Source organism: Streptomyces sp. NPDC052079 (assembly GCF_040680275.1).
In the GTDB taxonomy this organism is placed as follows: Bacteria; Actinomycetota; Actinomycetes; order Streptomycetales; family Streptomycetaceae; genus Streptomyces.
In genome coordinates this window covers 262347-283286 of the sequence record NZ_JBFAWL010000003.1, presented here as the reverse complement: position 1 = coordinate 283286, position 20940 = coordinate 262347, and the positions used below count along the sequence as shown (strand labels likewise).

Sequence of the window (20940 nt, the reverse complement as noted above, 5' to 3'; positions counted from 1 at the left end):
CAGCGACAGCTGCGCCGCAGACGAAAGCAATGCCGGCGCAGCTCCCCAGCTGCGCCGGCATTTTGCCGTCCGCCGCACCCCCGTCCCCACGGGGTTTCATGGGTGGATGTCCCCGCCCGGACCGCTCTTCCGGGCCTGGGGTCGCTGGATCAGCGCCCCAGCATCTCGCCCACGGACGACGCCTGTGTGGTCACCGTCTCCCACCCGTCGAAGACGAGGAGGAGCAGGACCGCCAAGGGAAGGGCCATCAGCGTCGCCACCAGCGGATGACGCCGGCCCTCGCCGCGCTCCCGCGTGCGGATCGCTGTCCGCGGTGCCGTGTGCGCCATGGCCCCTTCTCCTGACCGTTCTGTTGTCCTTGGCAGCGGCGGGCGTCTGACCTCGGGGGACGAGTACCGCACCCGCCGCTTGACCTCAAATCTAGGCGCCCGCCACTCCCCGGGCGTCATGCCCTCGTACCGATTGCCGGGCCTCCCGGAGGATGAGCTGTGACCTGCGCTGTACTCCCCTGGGTGGAGACGGGGTCCTACGTCTCAGGGACATCCCCGAAGCGCCGCCCGCTCCAGCCCCGGTCCGGGTGACTTCGCTCACTGCGACCACCCCTCACGTGATCAATCCCCCTGCGGCGTCGGGTGGTTGGGATCACCCGCCGTGCGAACCCGGCCTGCCCGTACGCTCCCTGACAATCGATCGGTTCGGGAGGGCGCGGCCTCTGCGCACCGGCCGCTGTGGAAACGTAAGCTGTGGCACGTCACAGGACCGGGCAGCGGGGATGAACATGGCGATGATGCGCCTGAGGCGCGAGGACCCGCGCGTCGTCGGCTCTTTCAGGCTTCACCGACGGCTCGGCGCGGGCGGGATGGGTGTGGTCTACCTGGGCTCCGACAAGAAGGGGCAGCGGGTCGCGCTGAAGGTCATCCGTCCCGATCTGGCGGAGGACCAGGAGTTCCGCTCACGTTTCGCCCGCGAGGTCTCGGCGGCCCGGCGCATCCGTGGCGGCTGCACGGCCCGGCTGGTCGCCGCCGACCTCGACGCGGACCGGCCGTGGTTCGCCACGCAGTACGTGCCCGGCCCGTCGCTGCACGACAAGGTCGCCGGGGAGGGGCCGCTCGGCGCGGCCGAGGTCGCCGCCGTCGGCGCGGCGCTCTCCGAGGGACTGGTCGCCGTGCACGAGGCCGGTGTGGTGCACCGCGATCTCAAGCCGTCCAACATCCTGCTGTCCCCGAAGGGGCCGCGGATCATCGACTTCGGCATCGCCTGGGCAACGGGCGCCTCGACCCTCACGCACGTCGGTACGGCGGTCGGCTCGCCCGGCTTCCTCGCCCCGGAGCAGGTGCGCGGGGCGACCGTCACCCCGGCCACGGACGTCTTCTCGCTGGGTGCCACCCTCGCGTACGCGTCGATGGGCGACTCCCCCTTCGGGCACGGCAGTTCGGAGGTGATGCTGTACCGGGTGGTGCACGAGGAGGCCCAACTGCACGGTGTACCGGACGCGCTGGCCCCGCTCGTCCGCGCGTGCCTGGCGAAGGACCCCGAGGAGCGGCCCAGCACGCTCCAACTGTCGCTGCGGCTCAAGGAGATCGCCGCGCGGGAGGCGCAGGGCCTCGCCGATGTCCGACCGCCCGCGCCACGCACCCCCGAGTCGGACCGCCCCACCGGACGCCTCGCGGACACCTACCCGGAGCGGGCACAGCGCCGGCAAGGTGGGCAGAGCGGGCAGGGAACACAGGGAACCCCACCCCCACGCGGACGCGGCCCCGCATCCCGGAACGACGGCTCGTCCCCCGGGCGCAAGAACCGAACCGTGCCCCCTTCGCGAGGCGGTGGCCCCGCCCGCGACGGTTCCCCGCGCGGAGGCACACCGTCCCGGAATGGCTCGCGCCCCACCCCGGCGTCCCGGAGCACCACGCGGTCCGGCAGCGGCGCCCGTCGCCCGGGCCCCCGGACGACGGGGACCGGCCTGCGCCCGGCCAACCCCCGCCTGCTCCGGCAGCGGCTGTTCGTGTTCGTCGTCGTGACGCTGGTCGTCGCCCTGGGCATCGCGCTGGTCCAGGGCTGCCAGGGCCCCGGCTGAGAGCGGCTGAGAACACCCGCCGAAGCCACCGATGCCGCCTACTCCCGCGGACGCCCCGTGGCCACCGCGTAGAAGGCGACCGCAGCGGCGGCTCCCACGTTCAGGGAGTCGACGCCGTGCGACATCGGGATGCGCACCCGCTCGTCGGCGGCGGCCAGGGCCCGGGCGGACAGACCGGTGCCTTCCGCGCCCAGCATCAGGGCGACCCGGTCCATGCGGTGCGGTGCCACCTCGTCCAGGGCCCTGGCCCCCTCGCCGGGGGTGAGGGCGAGCAGCCGGAACCCGGCCTCGCGCACCGACTCCAGCCCCCGGGGCCAGGCCTCCACCCGTGCGTATGGCACGGAGAAGACCGCGCCCATGGAGACCTTCACGCTGCGCCGGTACAGGGGGTCCGCGCAGTCCGGGGAGAGCAGGACGGCGTCCATGCCGAGTGCGGCCGCCGAGCGGAAGATCGCACCGATGTTGGTGTGATCGTTGACGGACTCCATGATCACGACCCGGCGGGCGGTCCGGAGCACCTCGGAGGCGGGAGGCAGCGGGGTGCGCTGCATGGAGGCGAGGGCGCCGCGGGGCACGTGGTAGCCGGTGACCTTCTCGGCGAGCGCGGGGTCCACCACGTACACCGGGGCGTCGGACCGGTCGATGACGTCCCGCATGACGTCGACCCACTTCACCGACAGCAGCATGGACCGCATGGCGTAGCCGGCTTCCCGGGCGCGGCGGATGACCTTCTCGCCCTCGGCGATGAACAGGCCCTCGGCGGGCTCGCGTCGGCGGCGCAGTTCGACGTCGGTCAGGCCGGTGTAGTCGTGCAGACGCGGGTCGTCCGGGTCCTCGACGATGATGGGCTCGGCCATGTCAGGCCGTCCCGCGCGGGCCCACGGCGACGACCTCGCCGATGACGATGACGGCCGGCGGCCGGACCTCCTGCGCGACGACGGTCTCGGCGACCGTGGCGAGTGTGGCGTCGACGCGGCGCTGGGCGGCGGTGGTGCCCTCCTGGACCAGGGCCACCGGGGTATCCGGGGACCTGCCGTGCGCCATGAGGCTCTCGGCGATCCGGCCGATCTTGTCGACGCCCATGAGGACGACGAGGGTGCCGGTGAGTTTCGCCAGCGACGGCCAGTCGACGAGGGAGCGTTCGTCGTCGGGGGCGACGTGGCCGCTGACCACCGTGAACTCGTGCGCCACTCCGCGGTGGGTGACGGGGATGCCGGCCGCGCCCGGGACCGAGATGGAGCTGGAGATGCCGGGGACGACGGTGCACGGGATGCCCGCCTCGGCGAGTGCCTGGAGCTCCTCCATGCCGCGGCCGAACACATACGGGTCACCGCCCTTGAGGCGGACCACGGACTTGCCCTTGCGGGCGTGTTCGATCAGCGCGTTGTTGATGGCCTCCTGGGCCATGAAACGGCCGTAGGGGATCTTCGCGGCGTCGATCACCTCGACGTGCGGCGGAAGTTCGGCGAGCAGGTGGCGCGGGCCGAGCCGGTCGGCGATGACGACATCCGCCTCGGCGAGCAGGCGGCGGCCGCGCACCGTGATCAGGTCGGGGTCGCCGGGGCCGCCGCCGACGAGGGCGACGCCCGCGGTGCGGGTGCGGTGGTGCGGGGCGACGAGGGTGCCGTCGCGCAGGCCTTCTACCACGGCATCGCGGATGGCGGCGGTGTGGCGGGGGTCGCGGCCGCGCGCCCGGGTGGTGAGGACGGCCACGGTGACGCCCTCGCTGGTGCCGGTGGCCGGGGTCCAGGCCGTGGCCGCGTCGGCGTCGTCGGCGCGGACGCACCAGACACGGTGCTGCTCCGCTTCGGCGGACGCGGCGGAGTTGGCGTCGGGGTCGCTGGTGGCGATGAGGGCGTACCAGGCGTCCGCGAGGTCGCCCTCGGCGTAGGGGCGCCGGTGCCAGGTGATCTCGCCGGCGTCCGCCATGGCCTCGACGGAGGGGGTGGCCTCGGGGGACACGACGTGGAGGTCGGCTCCGGCGGCGATGAGGGCCGGGAGGCGGCGCTGGGCGACCTGGCCGGCGCCGAGGACGACCACGCGGCGGCCGGTGAGGCGCAGGCCTACGGGGTAGGCGGGGTGTTCGGCCATCAGGGAGGCTCCTCGGACAAGCGGTGGGTCAGCGGGCGCGCTGCGGCGTCGGAGCGAGCCTGACGTGGGAATTTTATGTGCGCGTGGCAAGGGGGTGGGTGTGGTGTTTCCCCCACACCCGCCCCATGCCGTTCCGTTCCGCCCCGCGGAACGGCCGCGCACAGCCGCTCAGGGCTATTTCTCCGTCACCCCGGCCGAATCGAAGGTCGCCACCTCGTGCATGGCCCGTGCCGTGCTCTGCACGAACGGGAGGGCCAGCAGTGCCCCCGTGCCCTCGCCGAGGCGGAGGTCGAGGTCGACCAGGGGGCGCAGGCCCAGCCTGTTGAGGGCGGCGACATGGCCGGGCTCCGCGCTGCGGTGGCCCGCGATGCAGGCGGCCAGGACCTCGGGGGCGATGGCCCGGGCCACCAGCGCGGCGGCACCGGCGCTGACGCCGTCCAGGATCACCGGCGTACGCAGCGAGGCCCCGCCGAGGAGCAGGCCGACCATGGCCGCGTGCTCGAAGCCCCCGACGGCGGCGAGGACTCCGAGCGGGTCGGCCGGGTCCGGCTGGTGGAGTTCGAGGGCGCGGCGCACTACCTCGGTCTTGCGGGCGAGGGTCTCGTCGTTGATGCCGGTGCCGCGGCCGGTGACCTCCGCCGGGTCGGCGCCGGTGAAGACGGAGATGAGGGCGGCGGACGCGGTGGTGTTCGCGATGCCCATCTCGCCGGTGAGCAGCGCCTTGTTGCCGGCCGCCACCAGGTCCCGGGCGGTCTCGATGCCGACCTCGATGGCCTGCTTGGCCTCCTCGCGGGTCATCGCGGGACCGGTGGTCATGTCGGCCGTGCCGGGGCGGATCTTGCGCGGCAGCAGTCCGGGCGTGGCCGGGAGGTCGGAGGAGACACCCACGTCGACGACGCAGACCTCGGCACCCACCTGTGCGGCGAAGGCGTTGCAGACCGCTCCCCCGCCGAGGAAGTTGGCCACCATCTGGGCGGTGACCTCCTGCGGCCAGGGGGTGACGCCCTGGGCATGCACCCCGTGGTCGCCGGCGAAGATCGCGACGGCCGCGGGTTCAGGGATGGGCGGCGGGCACTGGCGGGACAGGCCGGACAGCTGGGCGGAGATGATCTCCAGCATGCCGAGCGCCCCGGCCGGCTTGGTCATGCGCTTCTGGCGCTCCCACGCCTCGCCGAGGGCCTTGGCGTCCAGCGGGCGGATCTGTGCGACGGTCTCGGCGAGCAGGTCGTGGGGGTCCTCTCCGGGCAGGGCGCGACGGCCGTACGTCTCCTCGTGCACGACCCAGGACAGGGGGCGGCGCTTGGACCAGCCGGCCTGCATCAGCTCGGGCTCGGCCGGGAATTCGTCGACGTAGCCGACGCACAGGTAGGCGACGACCTCCAGGTGCTCGGGCAGCTCCAGCGCGCGCACCATCTCGCGCTCGTCGAAGAAGCTGACCCAGCCGACGCCGAGGCCCTCGGCGCGGGCGGCGAGCCAGAGGTTCTCCACGGCGAGCGCGGAGGAGTAGGGCGCCATGCGGGGCTGGGTGTGGCGGCCGAGGGTGTGCCGTCCGCCGCGGGTGGGGTCGGCGGTGACGACGATGTTGACCGGGGTGTCGAGGATGGCCTCGATCTTCAGTTCCTTGAACTGCTTCGCCCGGCCCTTCGGGAGGGACTTGGCGTACGCCTCGCGCTGGCGCATGGCCAGTTCGTGCATCGCGCGCCGGGTCTCGGCGGAGCGGATGACGACGAAGTCCCAGGGCTGCGAGTGGCCGACGGAGGGTGCGGTGTGGGCGGCCTCCAGGACGCGCAGCAGCACCTCGTGCGGGATGGGGTCGCTGCGGAAGCCGTTGCGGATGTCGCGGCGCTCGCGCATGACCTTGAGCACGGCCTCGCGCTCGGCGTCGTCGTACCCGGGGGCGGCCGGACCGGCGGGCGGTGCCGCCTCCGGCTCGACACCGGCGCCCTGGGTGTCCAGGTCGTCGGGGTCCTGGGCGAGCTCGGGATCGGCTACGACGTCGGGGCCGGCCGCCTCTTGGGGCTCCTCCCCGGGGACACTCACGCCCTGCGGCGGGGTCGGCGCGAGCTGCGGTCCGGTGGGCACCGTGCCGTCCACGGGAACGAACCTGCCGAGGGGCTGGTCCGGCTCGGGCACGAGGGGGACGGTGCCGGGGAGCGGGGTGTCGGGGGCCTGCTGGGGACCCTGGACCGGGTTGGGGCCGGGCGGGGGCGGTGTGGGGCCCGCATCTGTAACGGTGGTGGGAGCGTCCGGGCCGTCGGCCACGGGGGTCTGGGGCGGCGCGGGTGCCTCGGCGGTGGCTGCGTCGTCCGTCGTTCCGGGGGCGTATTCGGCAGGCTCCGGTGCGGCGGGGGCCGCCTCGGCAATAGGCGAGGCGGTGTCCGGACCGGCGACGGCAACCTCGAGCGGTGCGGCGGTGTCCGGGGAAGGTTCGCTCTCGGGGGCCGGTGCCTGCGGTACGTCGTCGGCGTGGGCGTACTCCGGCGCGGCAGTCCCCGCGACGGTGTCCGCGTCCGGCACCTGAGCGGCACCGGGCTCCTCGGCCACCGGGGCGGGCTCCGGCGCGCCCGGCGCGGTGTTTTCGGCGCCGGGTACGTGAACGGCGTGGGGGTCCTCCTGCACCGGGGCGGTCCCGGGCACCGTCGCGTCCTCGGGCACCTCCGGCTCCTGCACGGCGGGCTCCGTGGCGGCGGCCTCCGCGGCCTCGGTCACGTCCGGTGTCGGGACAGCGCCGCCCGGTGCCTCGGCGTCCTGGGGGGCTCCGGCGGGAGCCACGCTGTCGGCCACGGCGTCCGCCGGCCGGCCGGTGTCCGGCGTCTCGACCGCCTGGACGGGCTCCGGCGCCACGGGTGCCGCGTCCGGCTCCGACACGTACTCCGGAGCCGCATCCTCCGCGGACGGAACTTCAGTGGCCCCCGGCGCCTCGGCACCCGGCGCGTACCCGGGCACGGTGGCCTCCGCGCAAACCTCGGCGGCCGCGAAGCCCTCCGCAATCGGAGTCGGGACCGCCTCGGACGTCTCCCCCGCAACGCTCTGCTCCGGCACGGCAACCGGCGTATCGGATCCCGCACCCGGTACCCCCGCACCCGGCGCCTCGCCGCCCGACGACGCCGGAGGCACCTGCGCGTACTGCGCCCCGGGCTCGGTGACGGCGACCCCCGCGACCCCCGCACCCTCCGCGACCCCCGCGCCCTCCGTGTCCTGTACCGCGACCGCCTCCGTCGCGACGCGGGTGACGACACTCTGGGCCGCATCGATCGGCTCCGCCGACGGAATAACCGTTTCGGCAGCCGGCGCCCCCGCACTCACCGTGGCCTGCGCGCCCCAGGGCGCCGCCGCCTGGGGTGCGGCCGCCTCCCGCGCGCGCGGGATGTCGAGGTACTCGGGGCCGAGGGTCGGCGAGGCCGCCTGGCGGATCGGCAGGTCCGCGGGGCCGCGGTCGGCGAGGGAGCGGACCGGGCTGGCGGAGACGTCGGGGATGGGCGGGCCGAGGTGCAGCGGGCGGCGCGGCGCGGCCGGGGCGGTCTCCGGCCGGTCCGGTGCGGGGAGCCGGACGCCGCCGAGGTCGACCGAGCCGCTGTCGCGGCCGGCCGTCTCGTGCGGGCCCGGTTCGTGCACGGTCTCCACGACCGGCTCGGGTGCGGGCGGAGCGATCTCGTTGCCCCAGGCGCCCTGGGCGCCGGGCAGCAACAGGTCCTCGTCCTCGGCAGAACTGTCGGAGAGGTAGGTGTACGCGTCGGGCGCGGGGACGCCCGGCTGCTCCACCATGCCTGCGTTCTCCGGCAGTCCCTCGCCCGGGACCTGGCCGGTGTCGGTCATGCGTACCCCTCGCCCATCGGTTAGTGCTCCTACGACCAGCTCACCCGGAACGGCGCACCGACCGCCCCACACTGAAGAACGAGCGTGCGTCCCCAGCGGCACGAACGGCCCGCCCGAAAAAGGCGACAAAGCCATTCACTCGCATTCTCGCGGTCGCACGGCCGTCGCGTCAGCTTGATCGGCGACGGTTCCGCTGTGGACTGCGCCACGTTGCGCGTCCTCGGGTTCCTGCCGTACCACGACCCACCCCAAAACGGGCGCGTTTTCCGGACATTGGCCGACGAAGCGTCGGGCGTCCGGCGCGGTACAACGATCGGCCAGCCTACCGCGCGCGGTACGACATTCCGATCACGGGGACGGTCATCGGATCAGTTGCCGCGCGCGGGCAGCACCCCGCTGAGCAGGAAGGCGACGCTCCGTTCCTTCTCCGTCCAGGCCCGGGTGTCGAGTTCGACGGACTGCAGCAGGGCGCACTCGACCTGATAGCCGTGTTCCGTCAGGTCCCGGCCGATGAGTTCCGCCTCGTCCCGGGTGGCGGCGTGGGCGACGATGCGCTGCGGGCGGCGGTCCGCCACCGCGGAGACCACGGCCGCTCCCCCGCCGCCGACCCGGACGACGTCGGGCTCCGGGAGGTTCTCCAGTACGTGCGGGGCGGTGCCGTGGACGATCTGGAGCTGGACTCCCTGCCGACGGGCGGCCGAGTCGGTGCGGGCGCAGGCGCGCGGGTCGCTGTCGACGGCGATGACGGCGGCGCCGGCCCGGGCGGCGTCGGTGGCGAAGGCGCCGCTGCCGCAGCCGATGTCCCAGACGAGGTCGCCGAGGCGCGGACCCAGCCGGGCGAGTTGGGAGGTGCGCAGGGGTTCGCGTTCCCCCTCGCCGAGTTCGCCGCCGTACTCCTCGGCGGGCAGCGTCCAGCCGCGCGGGCCGCGCGACGGGTCGCGTCCGGCGATCCAGCCGCCGGATTCGCCGGTGGCGGCCGTGCCGCCGATGACGATGACGACGTTGGGATCGCGCCAGGTGTGGTCGGCGGCCTTGTCGGAGGTCACGACGCTGACCTGCTCCCGCGGGGTGCCGAGTTCCTCGCAGATGACGAAGGTGCGGTGGATCCCCTCCAGGAGCAGGCCCAGTTCGGCGGGTCCGGCGCCGGGTGAGGTGAGAACCGCCACTTTGGTGTGGGCCCGGCATACGTTCACCGCGCGGCGCAGGGTGCGGGGATGTGCGACCACTACGTGGGCGTCGTCCCAGGGCATTCCGGCGCGGGCGAAGGCGGCGGCGACGGAGGAGACAGCGGGCACGACCTCGACCTCCAGGCCGAACTCCGGTGCGCGCAGGGTCCGTACGACGCCGAAGAAGCCGGGGTCACCGTCGGCGAGGACGACGGCCGTGCCGCGGTGGGCGGCGATACGGCGGGCGGCGAGGGCGACGGACCCGAGCCGGATGCGTTCGGCGCCGGCGGGCACTTCGGGGAGAGCCAGATGGTGGGCGGCGCCGGCCACCAGCGTGGCGGCGCCCAGCGCGGCGCGGGCCGCATCGGTCAGCGGCGAACCGTCCCAGCCGATCACCGTGACCCGGTCGGCCATCGTCGTCAGTCTCCTGGGGTTTGCGCAGGTCGTCGTCGGCTGTCCCGCTCGGGGCGGGTCTGCTGAGATTACCTGGTGCGGCCACGGACCGCTTCGGCGGGAGGGGCCGGCAGCGGGCTCCGGGAGATCAGTTCCAGTCCGTGTAGGTGGTGAACCCACCGGTGTCGGCCAGTTGACCGTCCGCACCCTCGATGTCCTCCGGCAGCAGGCTCCATACGATGTAGTCGGTCCGTACCTCGCTCCAGCCGCCGTCGTCGGTGCGGACGCGGGCTATGCAGGCGTTGCGCAGCACGCCCTCGCTGATGCAGCCGATCTTCTGGGCGACCTGCTGGGAGGCGGTGTTGTCGGCCGCGGTCCGCAGCTCGATGCGCTGAAACTTCTGGTCGCCGAAGAGCCACTGCGCGGTGGCGAGCGCGGCCTCGGAGGCATAGCCCTCGCCGCGGGCCCAGGGGGCGACGATGTACGACAGCTCGGTGGAGCGGATGTGCCAGTTCGTCTTGGTCAGCTGGACGACTCCGACGAGGCGCTGGGTGAGGAACTCGGCGACGGCGAGGTCCAGGCCGCGGCCCGACTCCCGTTCGGTGGGCGCGTACTCGGTGATCCAGGTGCGCGCGCCGTCCTCGGTGAACGGCTGCGGGACGGCCGTCCAGGCGGCGACCTGCTCGTCGTTCATCATCGCGGCCAGGGCGGGGACGTCGTCCGTGTCGAGGGGACGCAGCACCAACCGCTCCGTGCTGATGGAGATGTCGGGGAAGGTGCTCGTCATGCGCCGCTCCGTAACCTGAGGAACCGTCGGGTGCTGCTGAACTGCCCAGCATGCAGCATGAAAGCACTGAACCGCACCACGGGGCCCCTCCCTGCGCAGGGAGGGGCCCCGACGGGCGGCGGGCGGGCCGGATCAGAAGGAGGCGAGCACGGAACCGGCGTACTTGTCCTCGATGAACTTCTTCACCTCGGGGGAGGTGAGGAGCTTCGCGAGCTTCTTCACGCGCGGGTCGTCCTCCTGGCCCTCCTTGACGGCGAGGAGGTTGTTGTTCGGGTTGTCCTTGGCCTGCTCGAGGACGAGGGCGTCCTTCGCGGGCTTCAGGTCGGCCTCGATGGCGTAGTTGCCGTTGACGACCGCCGCGTCGACGTCTTCCAGGGAGCGGGGGGTCTGGGCCGCCTCCAGCTCCTTGAACTTCAGGTCCTTGGGGTTCTTGGTGATGTCGCCGGGGGTCGCGGCGGTGCCGACGCCGTCCTTGAGGGTGATCAGCCCGTTGGCGGCGAGCAGCTGCAGGGCGCGGCCCTCGTTGACCGTGTCGTTGGGGATCGCGACGGTCGCGCCCTTCTTCAGCCCCTCGGCCTTGTCGACCTTGTGGGAGTAGAGGCCGAGCGGCTCCAGGTGGACGTCGACGACGGACACGATGTGGGTGCCGTTCTTCTTGTTGAAGTCGTCGAGGTACGGCTGGGTCTGGAAGAAGTTGGCGCCCACGGAGCCGTCTTCGGTGGCCGTGTTGGGCGTGACGTAGTCGGTGAACTCCTTGACCTCGAGGTCGAGGCCGGCCTTCTCCGCCAGGTTGTCCTTGACGAAGGTGAGGATCTCGGCGTGCGGCACGGGGCTCGCGGCGACGATCAGCGGGCCGGAGGTGTCCGAGGCGGCGTCCTTGCCGGCTCCGCAGGCGGTGAGCCCGAGGGTGAGGGCTCCGGTGGCGAGGACAGCGGTGGTGATCTTGGCGGTGTTACGCACGAAAAGTGCCTTTCCTTGGGTGGTGCGGTGGTACGACCCCGGGGTGCGGGGAGTTCTGGGGGGAGTTACGCGACTTTGCCGACGTCGGCCGCGGCGGGCTCCTCGGCCTTGAGGAGCCGCAGCTTCGGGCCGGGTCCGGAGCGGGCGCCGCGGCGGTGCAGGGCGCGGGCCGCGAGGTCGCCGGCGAACTGGATGACGGAGATGACCACGGCGAGGATCGCGACGGTGATCCACATCAGTCCGCTGTCGAAGCGCTGGTAGCCGTAGCGGACGGCGAAGTCTCCGAGACCGCCGCCGCCGACGGCACCGGCCATGGCCGAGTAGCCGATGAGGGCGATGACCGTGGTGGTGGTGCCGGCGATCAGGGAGGGCAGCGACTCGGGGACGAGGACCTTGCGGACGATCGTCCAGGTGTTGCCGCCCATGGCCTGTACGGCCTCGACGAGCCCGTGGTCGACCTCCCGCACGGCCGTCTCCACGAGGCGCGCGAAGAAGGGGATGCCGCTGATGGCGAGCGGCACGATCGCGGCCTCGCTGCCGATGGACGTGCCCGTGATCCAGCGGGTGAAGCTCGTCAGGGCGACCATGAGGATGATGAACGGCATCGAGCGGCCGATGTTCACGGTCTGCCCGATGACCTTGTTCACCACGGTGTTCGGCAGCAGTCCGCTCTTGTCGGTGAGGACGAGCAGGATGCCGAGCGGAAGGCCGCCGGCGACGGCGATCACGGTGGACCAGCCGACCATCATCAGCGTCTCGATACACGCCTGTTCGAGCAGCGGCTGCATCTCGGACCAGGTCACTTGGCACCCTCCTTCACCAGCGTGGGCCGGTCGCGGTCTACGACGTCGATCTGGAGGCCCTGTTCGCGCAGGAAGCCGACGGGTACGACGTTGTCCTCGTAGCGGCCGGGCAGTTCGATGCGCATCCGGCCGACCTGGAGGCCGCCGACGGTGTCGATGGCGGCGCCGAGGATCGATATGTCGATGTTGTAGGTGCGCGACAGCTGGGAGATGACCGGCTGGGTCGCGCTGTCGCCGTGGAAGGTGACGTCGAGGACGGTGCGGTCGTCGCCGGAGGCCTCGCCGCCGACCGGGAAGAGTGCGGAGGCCAGCTCCGAGCCGGGGGTGGCGAGCAGGTCGCCGACCGTGCCGGACTCGACGATGCGGCCCCGGTCCATGAGGGCGGCCGAGTCGCAGACCTGCTTGACGACGTCCATCTCATGGGTGATGAGCAGGACGGTGAGGCCGAGCCGGCGGTTCAGGTCGCGCAGAAGCTGCAGGATCGAGCGGGTGGTCTCCGGGTCGAGGGCGCTGGTGGCCTCGTCGGAGAGCAGCACCTTGGGGTCGCCGGCGAGGGCGCGGGCGATGCCGACGCGCTGCTTCTGTCCGCCGGAGAGCTGGGCGGGGTAGGCCTTGGCCTTGTCGGCGAGGCCGACCAGGTCAAGCAGTTCCAGCGCCTTGCGGGAACGTTCCTTCCCCGAGATGCCGAGGATCTCCAGGGGCAGTTCGACGTTGTCCTGCACGGTGCGCGAGGACAGCAGGTTGAAGTGCTGGAAGACCATGCCGATGCGGCTGCGCGCCTGCCGCAGTTCCCGGCCGGCGCGCGGGCCGCGCCCGGCGAGGGCGGTGAGGTCCTGGCCGGCCACGGTCACGGTGCCCGACGTCGGGCGTTCCAGCAGGTTGACGCAGCGGATGAGGGAGGACTTGCCGGCACCGGACTGGCCGATGACGCCGTAGACCTCGCCTTCGCGGACGTGCAGGTCGACGCCGTCCAGGGCGGTGACCTCGCGGCCGCGTGAGCGGTAGACCTTGGTGAGGCCCGAGGTGGTGATCACGTGGATATCCGTCACTGTCGAGTGCGCGGCGCGTCGTGGGCGCCGGGCACGAGGCATTCAGGGTCGAAAGCAGCCGGGCGGCACGGCTCTTCGGACACGGCGGAGGAAACCGTGGGGAATCGTGCGCGCGGGGGCGTCGGCCCATCACGCATGCGGGTCATGCGGACGGACGCGAGCGGGCTCTCGCTTCGGGGCGCGAGGCTCAGCTGGTGCGGGGGCCCTCTAGAAGGCGCACATTCGGCTCTGACACATACAACGAGCACCGGGCGTCATGGTCGCCTCGGTCGCAGGGATGCGGTCGCTCGTCGTGGTCATGCGATCAGTAAAGCAGACGTTTGGTCCTCAACTGTCCCGGCCGTCCGGATGCTGGACAGCCGTGGACAGCGGCACGCGCACGTCAGGGGCGTACGGAGATCTCCACTGCCCCGTCCGTGACCAGTGCGGACAAGGCCGGGAGGTCCTTGACCACCAGGTCCCCGGCCGGCTCGTGCGCCGGTGGGTTGTGGCCAAGGCCACGGTGGTCGTGCCGGCGGCGCGGCCGGCCGTGCGGCTCGCGAGGGCGGCGGCCCGGACGGTGCCGGGGGCGGGCGCACCGGGGCTTTTCCGGCGTAATAAGGTCGCTGGCATGCTTGATGTCCTGACGCTGGTGACCGGTGTCACCGCGTTGTCGCTGGCCGCCTGGTGCGGCTGGGCCGCCTACCGTGATCAGCCGACGAAGGACTGGCACTTCATCGGGATGGCCGTGGTCACGCTGGTGGCGCTGGTGCAGCTGATCGTGGGGATCGTGCAGCTGGCCCGGGGCGAGAAGCCGGTGCAGGGCACGACGATCTTCGTGGCGTATCTGCTGGGCTCGTTCGCGTGCGTCCCGGCGGCGGGTTTCCTGTCGCTGGGCGAGCGCTCCCGCTGGGGATCGCTCACGGTCTCCGCGAGCGGGGTCGTGCTGGCCGTGCTCGAGGTGCGGCTGTATGACATCTGGGGAGGCTGAGATGGCCGCGACGCAGGACGAGCCGCAGCGGACGCGGCTGATCGGCGGGCCCGGACTGCTGCTGGTGTGGCTGTACGGGGTGATGGTCGTCGGCGCGGTGTCGCGCTCCGCGTACCAGATCGCCACCGAGTTCGACCGGGCGCCACTCGCGTACACGCTCTCCGCGCTGGCCGGGGTGGTCTACGGCTTCATCACCTACACCCTGGTCCGCGGCGGGGAGACGGCCCGCAGGGCGGCGCTGGTGTGCTGCGCCGCCGAGCTCGTGGGCGTACTGACCGTCGGCACCTGGACGCTGGTGGAGCCGTCCGCCTTCCCGGACGCGACCGTGTGGTCGGACTACGGGATGGGGTACCTCTTCATTCCCGTGCTGCTGCCCCTGACCGCCGTCTACTGGCTGCGCCGGGCGCGGCCGCGGCGGTCCGGGGACTGATCAGGCGGTCGTCGCGTACTCCTCCGCCTTCTTCTCCAGGACGATCATCGGTACGCCGTCCGCGCCCTGGGAGGTGCCCACCCGCTGGTAGCCGACCCTGCTGTACAGGCGCAGGTTGCTCTCGCTGCGGTGCCCGGCGTGCAGGCGGAACGTCCGGGCTCCGCGCTCGCCGGCGAGGGCGGCTTCGGCGGCCTTCAGCAGACGGGCGCCGATGCCGTGCCCCTGGAGGCGGGGGTGGACGCAGAGCTTGCCGATCGCGGCGGCGCCGTCCTCGGTGATCCTGCCGTGCACCGAGCCGACGATCTCGTCGCCGAGCCGGGCGACGAAGACGCAGTCGCCGGCGACCTCCTCGCGCACCGAGTCAAGGGTCTGGACGAGGGGGTCGATGCGGTAGTTGCCGTAGAGCGCCGCTTCGCTCTGGAAGCACAGGTACTGCAACCTGAAGATCTGCTCCGCGTCCTGCCCGGCGGCCGCAGAGATGGTCACGCTCATGCCCATGTGCGCATGCCTCCCGCTCACCTGATCACCTGTCGTTCCTCACTCCTATCCCCGTCCTCAGCGCGCCGCAACCTCCGGTGTGAGCAAACGACGTAGACATCCCAGGCATCTGGAACGTTCCGGGCCGAGACTGCCTTGTGAGATACCCAACTCCCCTGCGATTTCCCGGTATGTCGGATCCCCCGGGGACAGCAGCGCCTCCATCAGCCGCGGGCAGCGGCCGGGCAACCGCCGTACGGCGTCCCGCAGGGCGCGGCGGCGGGCGGCGGCGAGTGCGAGGCGTTCGGGATCGTGATGGCCGGCGTCCGCGGGCTCGCCGGTCAGCGCCGTTTCCCGGCGGGCGGTACGGCGGGTACGGCGGGCCTCGGTACGGACGGCCCGGCGCAGCCAGCCCGGCGGGTCCGGCGGCGGGCCGTCCGTGCCCAGGCGTTCCAGCAGGCGCAGCCAGACCGCCTGTTCGAGATCGCCCGCGTCGGCCCCGCAGCCCGGTGCCTCGGCCGAGGCCTCCGCGCTGAGCAGCGGACGGAGAAAGACGACCAGCTCGTACGCCATGACCGGCTCGTGTGTCATACGCGCAACGACGCGGCCGCCCCGGGCAGGGTTGCCCAAGGCGGCCGATGGTTCACCCCCACCGGGGGCACGGCGCGTCAGTCGTTGACGAAGTCCTCGCGGGCCAGCAGCCCGGTGTCCGGGTGGTCGGTGAAGACGCCGTCGATGCCGGTGGCGAAGTAGGTCCGGTAGGCGCCGAAGACGTCACCGTAGGCGTCGGGGTCGGTGCCCTTGCGGAAGTCCGCGGGCAGGAAGGGGTTCTCGTTGCGCATCGTGTAGGGGTGCAGGATCAGGCCGGCCCGGTGGGCGTCGCGGACCAGGTTGGTCGGCTCGGTGAGCCTGCCTCCCGCGTCGCGCGGGATGACCAGGTCGAGGGTGGGGCCGATGCCCTGCGCGTACGAGGCGATTTCGTGCAGGCCCTTGGGGGTGATGAGGTCGGCGACGGTGCGCGGGTCGCCCGACTCGACGAAGTCCCAGGGGCGCGTGTCCGCGCCGGACAGCAGCACCACGAGCGGGTTCTCCACGAGCCTGCTGAGCCGCTGGACGCCGGTCGGCTCGAACGACTGGAGGATGACCGGCGAGTTCCTGCGGTGCTTTCCGTGCTTGCGCAGGATCTTCGCGACCCGCTCCTCGAGACCGAGGCCGAGGCCCCGGAAGTACGTGGGGTGCTTGGTCTCGGGGTAGATCCAGACCTGCCTGCCGCGCTTGCGGGTCTGCTCGTCCTGCCAGCGCAGCACCTCCTCGAAGGTGGGGATCTCCCAACGGCCGTTGTAGAGGGTGTTGTGCGGGCGGTTGGCGGGGATGCGCTCGACGGCGCGCAGCCGCTTCAGTTCGGCGAGGGTGAAGTCCTCGGTGAACCAGCCGGTGACGGAGACGCCGTCCAGCGTCTTGGTGGTCCGCCGGCCGGCGAACTCGGGATGGTCGGCGACGTCCGTGGTGCCGCCGATCTCCGGTTCGTGCCGGCAGACGAGGTGACCGTCCTTGGTGGGCACCAGGTCGCCGGCCTCGACGACGTCCGCGCCCATGTCGAGGGCCAGCTGGTAGGAACCGAGCGTGTGCTCGGGCCGGTACCCGCTGGCCCCCCGGTGGCCGATGATCGTCGGGACGGGAAGGCTGCTCAGCCCCCTGCCGCCGTCGTGCCGGGCGTCGGCGGCTCTCGCCGTGCCGCTCGAACCGAGGACCGTTCCTGAGGCGCCCAGCACCGCCGCGCCGAGGAGGGCACGCCGCCCGGTCCCGCCCGTCCGTTCCTTCGACTCCCGCATGGCCATGAGTGTCCTCCTGGTGTCGGCTCGTCCGGTGCGGGCCGATCGTAGGTGGGTGTAGGTGATCTGCGGGAGACCCCGGACCGAACATACGGGTGACGTCGCACGGCCGGGTGCCCCTCATGTGGATGACGTACGTCTGGCGTATTCCGGCGGGGATGTGACGGCTCGTCCGGTTGGCCCGTCCGGGGGTGGGCACGCGTGCGGGGGTGCCGGTCCCGGCGAGGTACGTCACAGCGTGACGGCCGTGTTGCGCGCCGCCGGCGGACAGGCACCGCAGGTGAACCCGGGTCAAGAGTGAGTAAGACCTCGGTGAACTCCCATGAGCCCGATGTGCGCAACCACCCGGGCCGCGAGTAATGTCCTCACCTGCACAGACTCATACGGCATTCGTCGACGTCCGCTTCCCACCGGAGGGCCCGTTGTCCCGCTTCGCGCTCATCAAGGCAGTGCTCGGTCCGATCATGCGCCTGATGTTCCGCCCACGGGTGGAGGGCGCGGAGAACATCCCGGGCGACGGTCCGGTCATCCTGGCCGGCAACCATCTGACGTTCATCGACTCGATCGTCCTGCCCATCGTCTGCGACCGCCAGGTCTTCTTCATCGGCAAGGACGAGTACGTCACCGGCAAGGGCCTCAAGGGGCGGTTGATGGCGTGGTTCTTCACCGGCGTCGGCATGATCCCGGTCGACCGTGACGGCGGCCGGGGCGGGGTGGCGGCGCTGATGACGGGGCGCCGGGTGCTGGAGCAGGGCAACGTCTTCGGCATCTACCCGGAGGGCACCCGCTCCCCCGACGGCCGGCTGTACCGGGGCCGTACCGGCATCGCCCGGCTCACCCTGATGACCGGCGCCCCCGTGGTGCCGTTCGCCATCATCGGCACGGACAGGCTCCAGCCGGGTGGCGCGGGCCTGCCCCGGCCGGGCAAGGTCACGGTCCGCTTCGGCGAGGCGATGGAGTTCTCCCGCTACGAGGGCATGGACCGCGACCGCTACGTCCTGCGTGCGGTGACCGACTCGGTGATGGCCGAGGTGATGCGGCTGTCCGGCCAGGAGTACGTCGACATGTACGCGAGCAAGGCGAAGGCGGCGTAGCGCCGCACCTTGGGTTCGTCGGTCAGACGTTGGCTGCAGGTGCCCGCTTCTGGATCCGCTGGTCGCGGAGCATGAACCAGGAGGCGACCGCCGCTGCCGGCAGGACCGTTGCTCTCACGCCCGCGGCGCGGGTGAGGCCGTCGACGAAGAACTGGCGGGCCGCGTCCAGCAGGGGCTCGGCGACGTTCGCGGGCAGCCGGGACGCCGCTTCCGCCGCGCCGCCCAGCGACTCATGGCCCCCGCCGGGGTACCCGTCACGGTGGAGCCGAGTACGGCGATGCCGAGGGCCGCGCCGAGTTCGTAGGCCGTCTCGGAGACGGCGGATGCGGCGCCCGCCTGTTCCTTGGGCAGGCTGGAGAGGATCAGGTCGGCGGTCACCGTTGTGGTGGCTCAGTGCCACGGCAGCTGTGCGCGCCGCTCCCAGTAGGCTTCCGGCTCCTCGGCCAGGGTGGCGAGGCGGGCCGACTGCTCGTCGGTGAGGTCGACTGCGGCGGCGTGCAGGTTGGAGGCGAGCTGGGTGGTGGTCGCCGCTCCGGACAGGACGACGCCGGTCCACGGCTGCCGCAGGATCACCGCGAGGGCGACGGCGTCGGGGCCAAGCCCGGTCTCGTCGGCGACGGCGCGCAGCGCCTCGGGGGCGTCCGGCGCGGCCAGCCGGCCGTTGGCCATGCCCTCCTTGACGATCACCGTGAGTCCGGCGTCGTGCGCCTCGGCCAGCGCGGGGCCGGCGGAGGTCTCCAGCACGTTGTAGGTGGACTGCACGGTACGGAAGAGGGGTTCGCCGTCGACCGTGACGGCGAGGGCGGTGCGGATGGCGTCCGCCTGGGCCGGGCCGCTGGTGGAGAAGCCGATGGTGAGTCCCTGGGCCGCGGCCTCCGCGAGCCGGGCGTGCAGTTCCTTGTCGGTGAGGGCGGGGCTCTCGGGCGTCACGGAGTGGATCTGGTAGAGGTCGAGCCGGTCCCCGAGCAGCGCAAGGGACTCGGCGCGCTGACGCTCGTACGCGGCGAGCGAGTGGTCCTTGACCTCGTGCCGCTCGGCGTCGGTGGACCAGTCGGCGGTGTAGGTGTAGCCCCATTTGCTGCCGATGACTACGTCGTCGGCGTCGGGCCGCTTCTTCAGCCACTCGGCCAGGAACTCCTCCGAACGGCCGTAGGAGCGGGCGGCGTCGAAGTAGCGCACGCCCTGGGCGTAGGCGGCGTCGAGGAGTTCGTGGGTGCGGGTGCGCAGTGCCTCGACGCTGCGGTTGTCTCCTAGGTCGCGGTCCCGGCCGAGGTTGATGTAGCCGGGGCGGCCTACGGCGGCCAGACCGAGGCCGATGTGGCAGGTGGGGGTCGTCGCTGTTGCCAGTCGGGCGAAGGGCATCGCGGGGCTCCGTTGGTCGGGACCGGATCGGCGTTCCGACCAACGTAACCCGCGATGCCGCTCCGCTCAGGTAGCGGGGCGCCGAAGAGCCCGGGAGGGGGTTGTCCTACTGCTTCTTCGCCGTTGCCCAGGCGTGCTGGGCTGCCACGTCCGCCTTCACCTCGGCCAGCTGGGCCGCGACCGCGCTCGGGGCCGTGCCGCCCCTGCCGTTGCGGGAGGCGAGGGCGCCCGGGACGTTGAGGACCGTGCGCACCTCCGGGGTGAGGTGGGGGGAGATCTTGGCGAACTGCTCGTCGGTCAGGTCGTCCAGTTCCTTGCCCTCGGACTCGGCGACCTTGACGCACTCGCCGGCCACCTCGTGGGCGACGCGGAACGGCACGCCCTGCTTGACCAGCCACTCGGCGATGTCGGTGGCGAGGGAGAAGCCGGCCGGAGCCAGTTCCTCCATCCGCTCGCGATGCACGGTGAGGGTGGCCATCATGCCGGTGAACGCCGGGAGGAGAATCTCCAGCTGGTCGATGGAGTCGAACACCGGTTCCTTGTCCTCCTGGAGGTCGCGGTTGTACGCGAGCGGGAGGGCCTTGAGGGTGGCCATCAGGCCGGTCAGATTGCCGATCAGGCGGCCGGACTTGCCGCGCGCCAGCTCGGCGATGTCCGGGTTCTTCTTCTGCGGCATGATCGACGAGCCGGTGGAGAAGGCATCGTGCAGGGTCACAAAGGAGAACTCCTTCGTGTTCCAGATGATGACCTCCTCGGCGATCCGGGAGACGTTCACCCCGATCATCGCGGTGATGAAGGCGAACTCGGCGACGAAGTCCCGGGAGGCGGTGCCGTCGATGGAGTTGGCGGCGCTGCCGTGCTCGAAGCCGAGCTCCCTGGCGACCGCCTCCGGATCCAGGCCGAGGCTGCTGCCCGCGAGCGCTCCGGAGCCGTACGGCGACACCGCCGTGCGCTCGTCCCACTGGCGCAGCCGCTCCGCGTCCCGGGACAGCGCCTGGACATGGGCGAGCACATGGTGGGCGAAGAGCACCGGCTGGGCGTGCTGGAGGTGGGTGCGGCCCGGCATGGCCACGTCCGGGTGCGCCTCGGCGAGGCCGGTCAGCGCGTCCTGGAGGTCGGCGATCAGGCCGCCGATGATCCGGGCGTGGTCCCGCAGGTACATGCGGAAGAGGGTGGCCACCTGGTCGTTGCGGGACCGGCCGGCGCGCAGCTTGCCGCCGAGGTCGGGGCCGAGGCGCTCCAGCAGGCCGCGCTCGAGGGCGGTGTGGACGTCCTCGTCGGCGATGGTGCCGGTGAAGGAGCCGTCGGCGACGTCCGCCTCGAGCCGGTCGAGACCGTCGATCATGCGGGTCAGCTCGTCCTCGGTGAGCAGGCCCGCCGTGTGCAGCACACGCGCATGGGCTCGCGAGCCGGCGATGTCGTAGGGCGCGAGCCGCCAGTCGAAGTGGACGGACGCGGACAGCTTCGCCAGGGCCTCGGCGGGACCGTCGGCGAAACGGCCGCCCCAGAGCCGTACGTCACCGCTGTTGCTGCTCACTGCCTGTGCTCCTCAAAGATGGTGATGTAACCGCCCGGAAAACGGCGCGGGGAACGGCGCGACCAGCCGCAGCCACACCGCTCCACCGCGCCGTGACAA

18 protein-coding genes and 1 pseudogene are annotated in these 20940 nt (G+C 72.3%); 4 read left to right on the top strand and 15 right to left on the bottom strand.

The window, feature by feature from the left end; translation table 11 throughout:
• Positions 1-149: 149 nt before the first annotated feature.
• Entirely contained in the window at positions 150-329 is a 180-nt protein-coding gene (locus tag AB0L56_RS08670) for a hypothetical protein (RefSeq protein ID WP_184765605.1), read from the bottom strand.
• Positions 330-772: 443 nt separating this feature from the next.
• Between AB0L56_RS08670 and AB0L56_RS08665 the strand changes: the two genes are divergently transcribed.
• A complete protein-coding gene (locus AB0L56_RS08665) occupies positions 773-2074 on the top strand; it encodes a protein kinase (protein WP_365420462.1) in 1302 nt (433 codons plus the stop codon).
• Positions 2075-2112: 38 nt separating this feature from the next.
• Here the strand turns inward: AB0L56_RS08665 and AB0L56_RS08660 are convergent, their stop codons facing one another.
• The 8 genes from AB0L56_RS08660 to AB0L56_RS08625 form a co-directional block, all read right to left on the bottom strand.
• The gene (locus AB0L56_RS08660) at positions 2113-2931 is read right to left on the bottom strand and encodes an RNA methyltransferase (RefSeq protein ID WP_365420460.1); all 819 of its coding nucleotides are present in this window, start codon (positions 2929-2931) and stop codon (positions 2113-2115) included.
• 1 nt (position 2932) lies between these two features.
• Positions 2933-4165, bottom strand: a complete 1233-nt coding sequence (gene cobA / locus AB0L56_RS08655) for a uroporphyrinogen-III C-methyltransferase (protein WP_365420457.1) — start codon at positions 4163-4165, stop codon at positions 2933-2935.
• A gap of 174 nt (positions 4166-4339) precedes the next feature.
• Positions 4340-7981 (bottom strand): nicotinate-nucleotide--dimethylbenzimidazole phosphoribosyltransferase, encoded by a 3642-nt coding sequence (gene cobT, locus AB0L56_RS08650; protein ID WP_365420455.1) that lies wholly within the window; start codon positions 7979-7981, stop codon positions 4340-4342.
• A gap of 368 nt (positions 7982-8349) precedes the next feature.
• Positions 8350-9561, bottom strand: coding sequence for a precorrin-6y C5,15-methyltransferase (decarboxylating) subunit CbiE (cbiE, locus tag AB0L56_RS08645; protein WP_361037268.1), 1212 nt, complete (start codon positions 9559-9561; stop codon positions 8350-8352).
• Positions 9562-9688: 127 nt separating this feature from the next.
• Positions 9689-10327 carry a GNAT family N-acetyltransferase gene (locus tag AB0L56_RS08640; protein ID WP_361037270.1) on the bottom strand — a complete coding sequence of 213 codons (639 nt, stop codon included), beginning with the start codon at positions 10325-10327 and terminating at the stop codon, positions 9689-9691.
• Between the two features lie 132 nt (positions 10328-10459).
• Complete coding sequence (locus tag AB0L56_RS08635; RefSeq protein WP_361037272.1) at positions 10460-11287, bottom strand: MetQ/NlpA family ABC transporter substrate-binding protein; 828 nt, start codon at positions 11285-11287, stop codon at positions 10460-10462.
• Positions 11288-11352: 65 nt separating this feature from the next.
• Positions 11353-12090, bottom strand: coding sequence for a methionine ABC transporter permease (locus AB0L56_RS08630; protein WP_365420450.1), 738 nt, complete (start codon positions 12088-12090; stop codon positions 11353-11355).
• The gene (locus AB0L56_RS08625) at positions 12087-13124 is read right to left on the bottom strand and encodes an ATP-binding cassette domain-containing protein (protein ID WP_361037276.1); all 1038 of its coding nucleotides are present in this window, start codon (positions 13122-13124) and stop codon (positions 12087-12089) included. Before AB0L56_RS08625 ends, AB0L56_RS08630 begins: the two co-directional genes overlap by 4 nt.
• A gap of 625 nt (positions 13125-13749) precedes the next feature.
• Here AB0L56_RS08625 and AB0L56_RS08620 point away from each other — a divergent pair.
• Both AB0L56_RS08620 and AB0L56_RS08615 read left to right on the top strand, forming a co-directional pair.
• Entirely contained in the window at positions 13750-14109 is a 360-nt protein-coding gene (locus AB0L56_RS08620; protein WP_365420447.1) for a hypothetical protein, read from the top strand.
• Position 14110: 1 nt separating this feature from the next.
• Positions 14111-14539, top strand: a complete 429-nt coding sequence (locus tag AB0L56_RS08615) for a hypothetical protein (RefSeq protein WP_361037280.1) — start codon at positions 14111-14113, stop codon at positions 14537-14539.
• Here the strand turns inward: AB0L56_RS08615 and AB0L56_RS08610 are convergent, their stop codons facing one another.
• The 3 genes from AB0L56_RS08610 to AB0L56_RS08600 form a co-directional block, all read right to left on the bottom strand.
• Positions 14540-15037: a GNAT family N-acetyltransferase gene (locus AB0L56_RS08610; RefSeq protein WP_365420693.1), complete on the bottom strand. Its 498-nt coding sequence runs from the start codon at positions 15035-15037 to the stop codon at positions 14540-14542.
• Between the two features lie 57 nt (positions 15038-15094).
• Positions 15095-15607: a sigma-70 family RNA polymerase sigma factor gene (locus AB0L56_RS08605; RefSeq protein WP_365420445.1), complete on the bottom strand. Its 513-nt coding sequence runs from the start codon at positions 15605-15607 to the stop codon at positions 15095-15097.
• Between the two features lie 77 nt (positions 15608-15684).
• The gene (locus tag AB0L56_RS08600; protein WP_365420442.1) at positions 15685-16854 is read right to left on the bottom strand and encodes a glycerophosphodiester phosphodiesterase; all 1170 of its coding nucleotides are present in this window, start codon (positions 16852-16854) and stop codon (positions 15685-15687) included.
• Positions 16855-17270: 416 nt separating this feature from the next.
• Between AB0L56_RS08600 and AB0L56_RS08595 the strand changes: the two genes are divergently transcribed.
• Complete coding sequence (locus tag AB0L56_RS08595; RefSeq protein WP_361037286.1) at positions 17271-17942, top strand: lysophospholipid acyltransferase family protein; 672 nt, start codon at positions 17271-17273, stop codon at positions 17940-17942.
• 22 nt (positions 17943-17964) lie between these two features.
• Here the strand turns inward: AB0L56_RS08595 and AB0L56_RS08590 are convergent.
• The 3 genes and pseudogenes from AB0L56_RS08590 to argH form a co-directional block, all read right to left on the bottom strand.
• Positions 17965-18329 (bottom strand): annotated as a pseudogene (locus AB0L56_RS08590) (MFS transporter); the annotation flags it as partial.
• A 3-nt stretch (positions 18330-18332) separates the two neighbouring features.
• Positions 18333-19304 (bottom strand): aldo/keto reductase, encoded by a 972-nt coding sequence (locus tag AB0L56_RS08585; protein ID WP_365420438.1) that lies wholly within the window; start codon positions 19302-19304, stop codon positions 18333-18335.
• 106 nt (positions 19305-19410) lie between these two features.
• Positions 19411-20841, bottom strand: coding sequence for an argininosuccinate lyase (argH, locus tag AB0L56_RS08580; RefSeq protein WP_365420435.1), 1431 nt, complete (start codon positions 20839-20841; stop codon positions 19411-19413).
• Positions 20842-20940 lie beyond the last annotated feature (99 nt).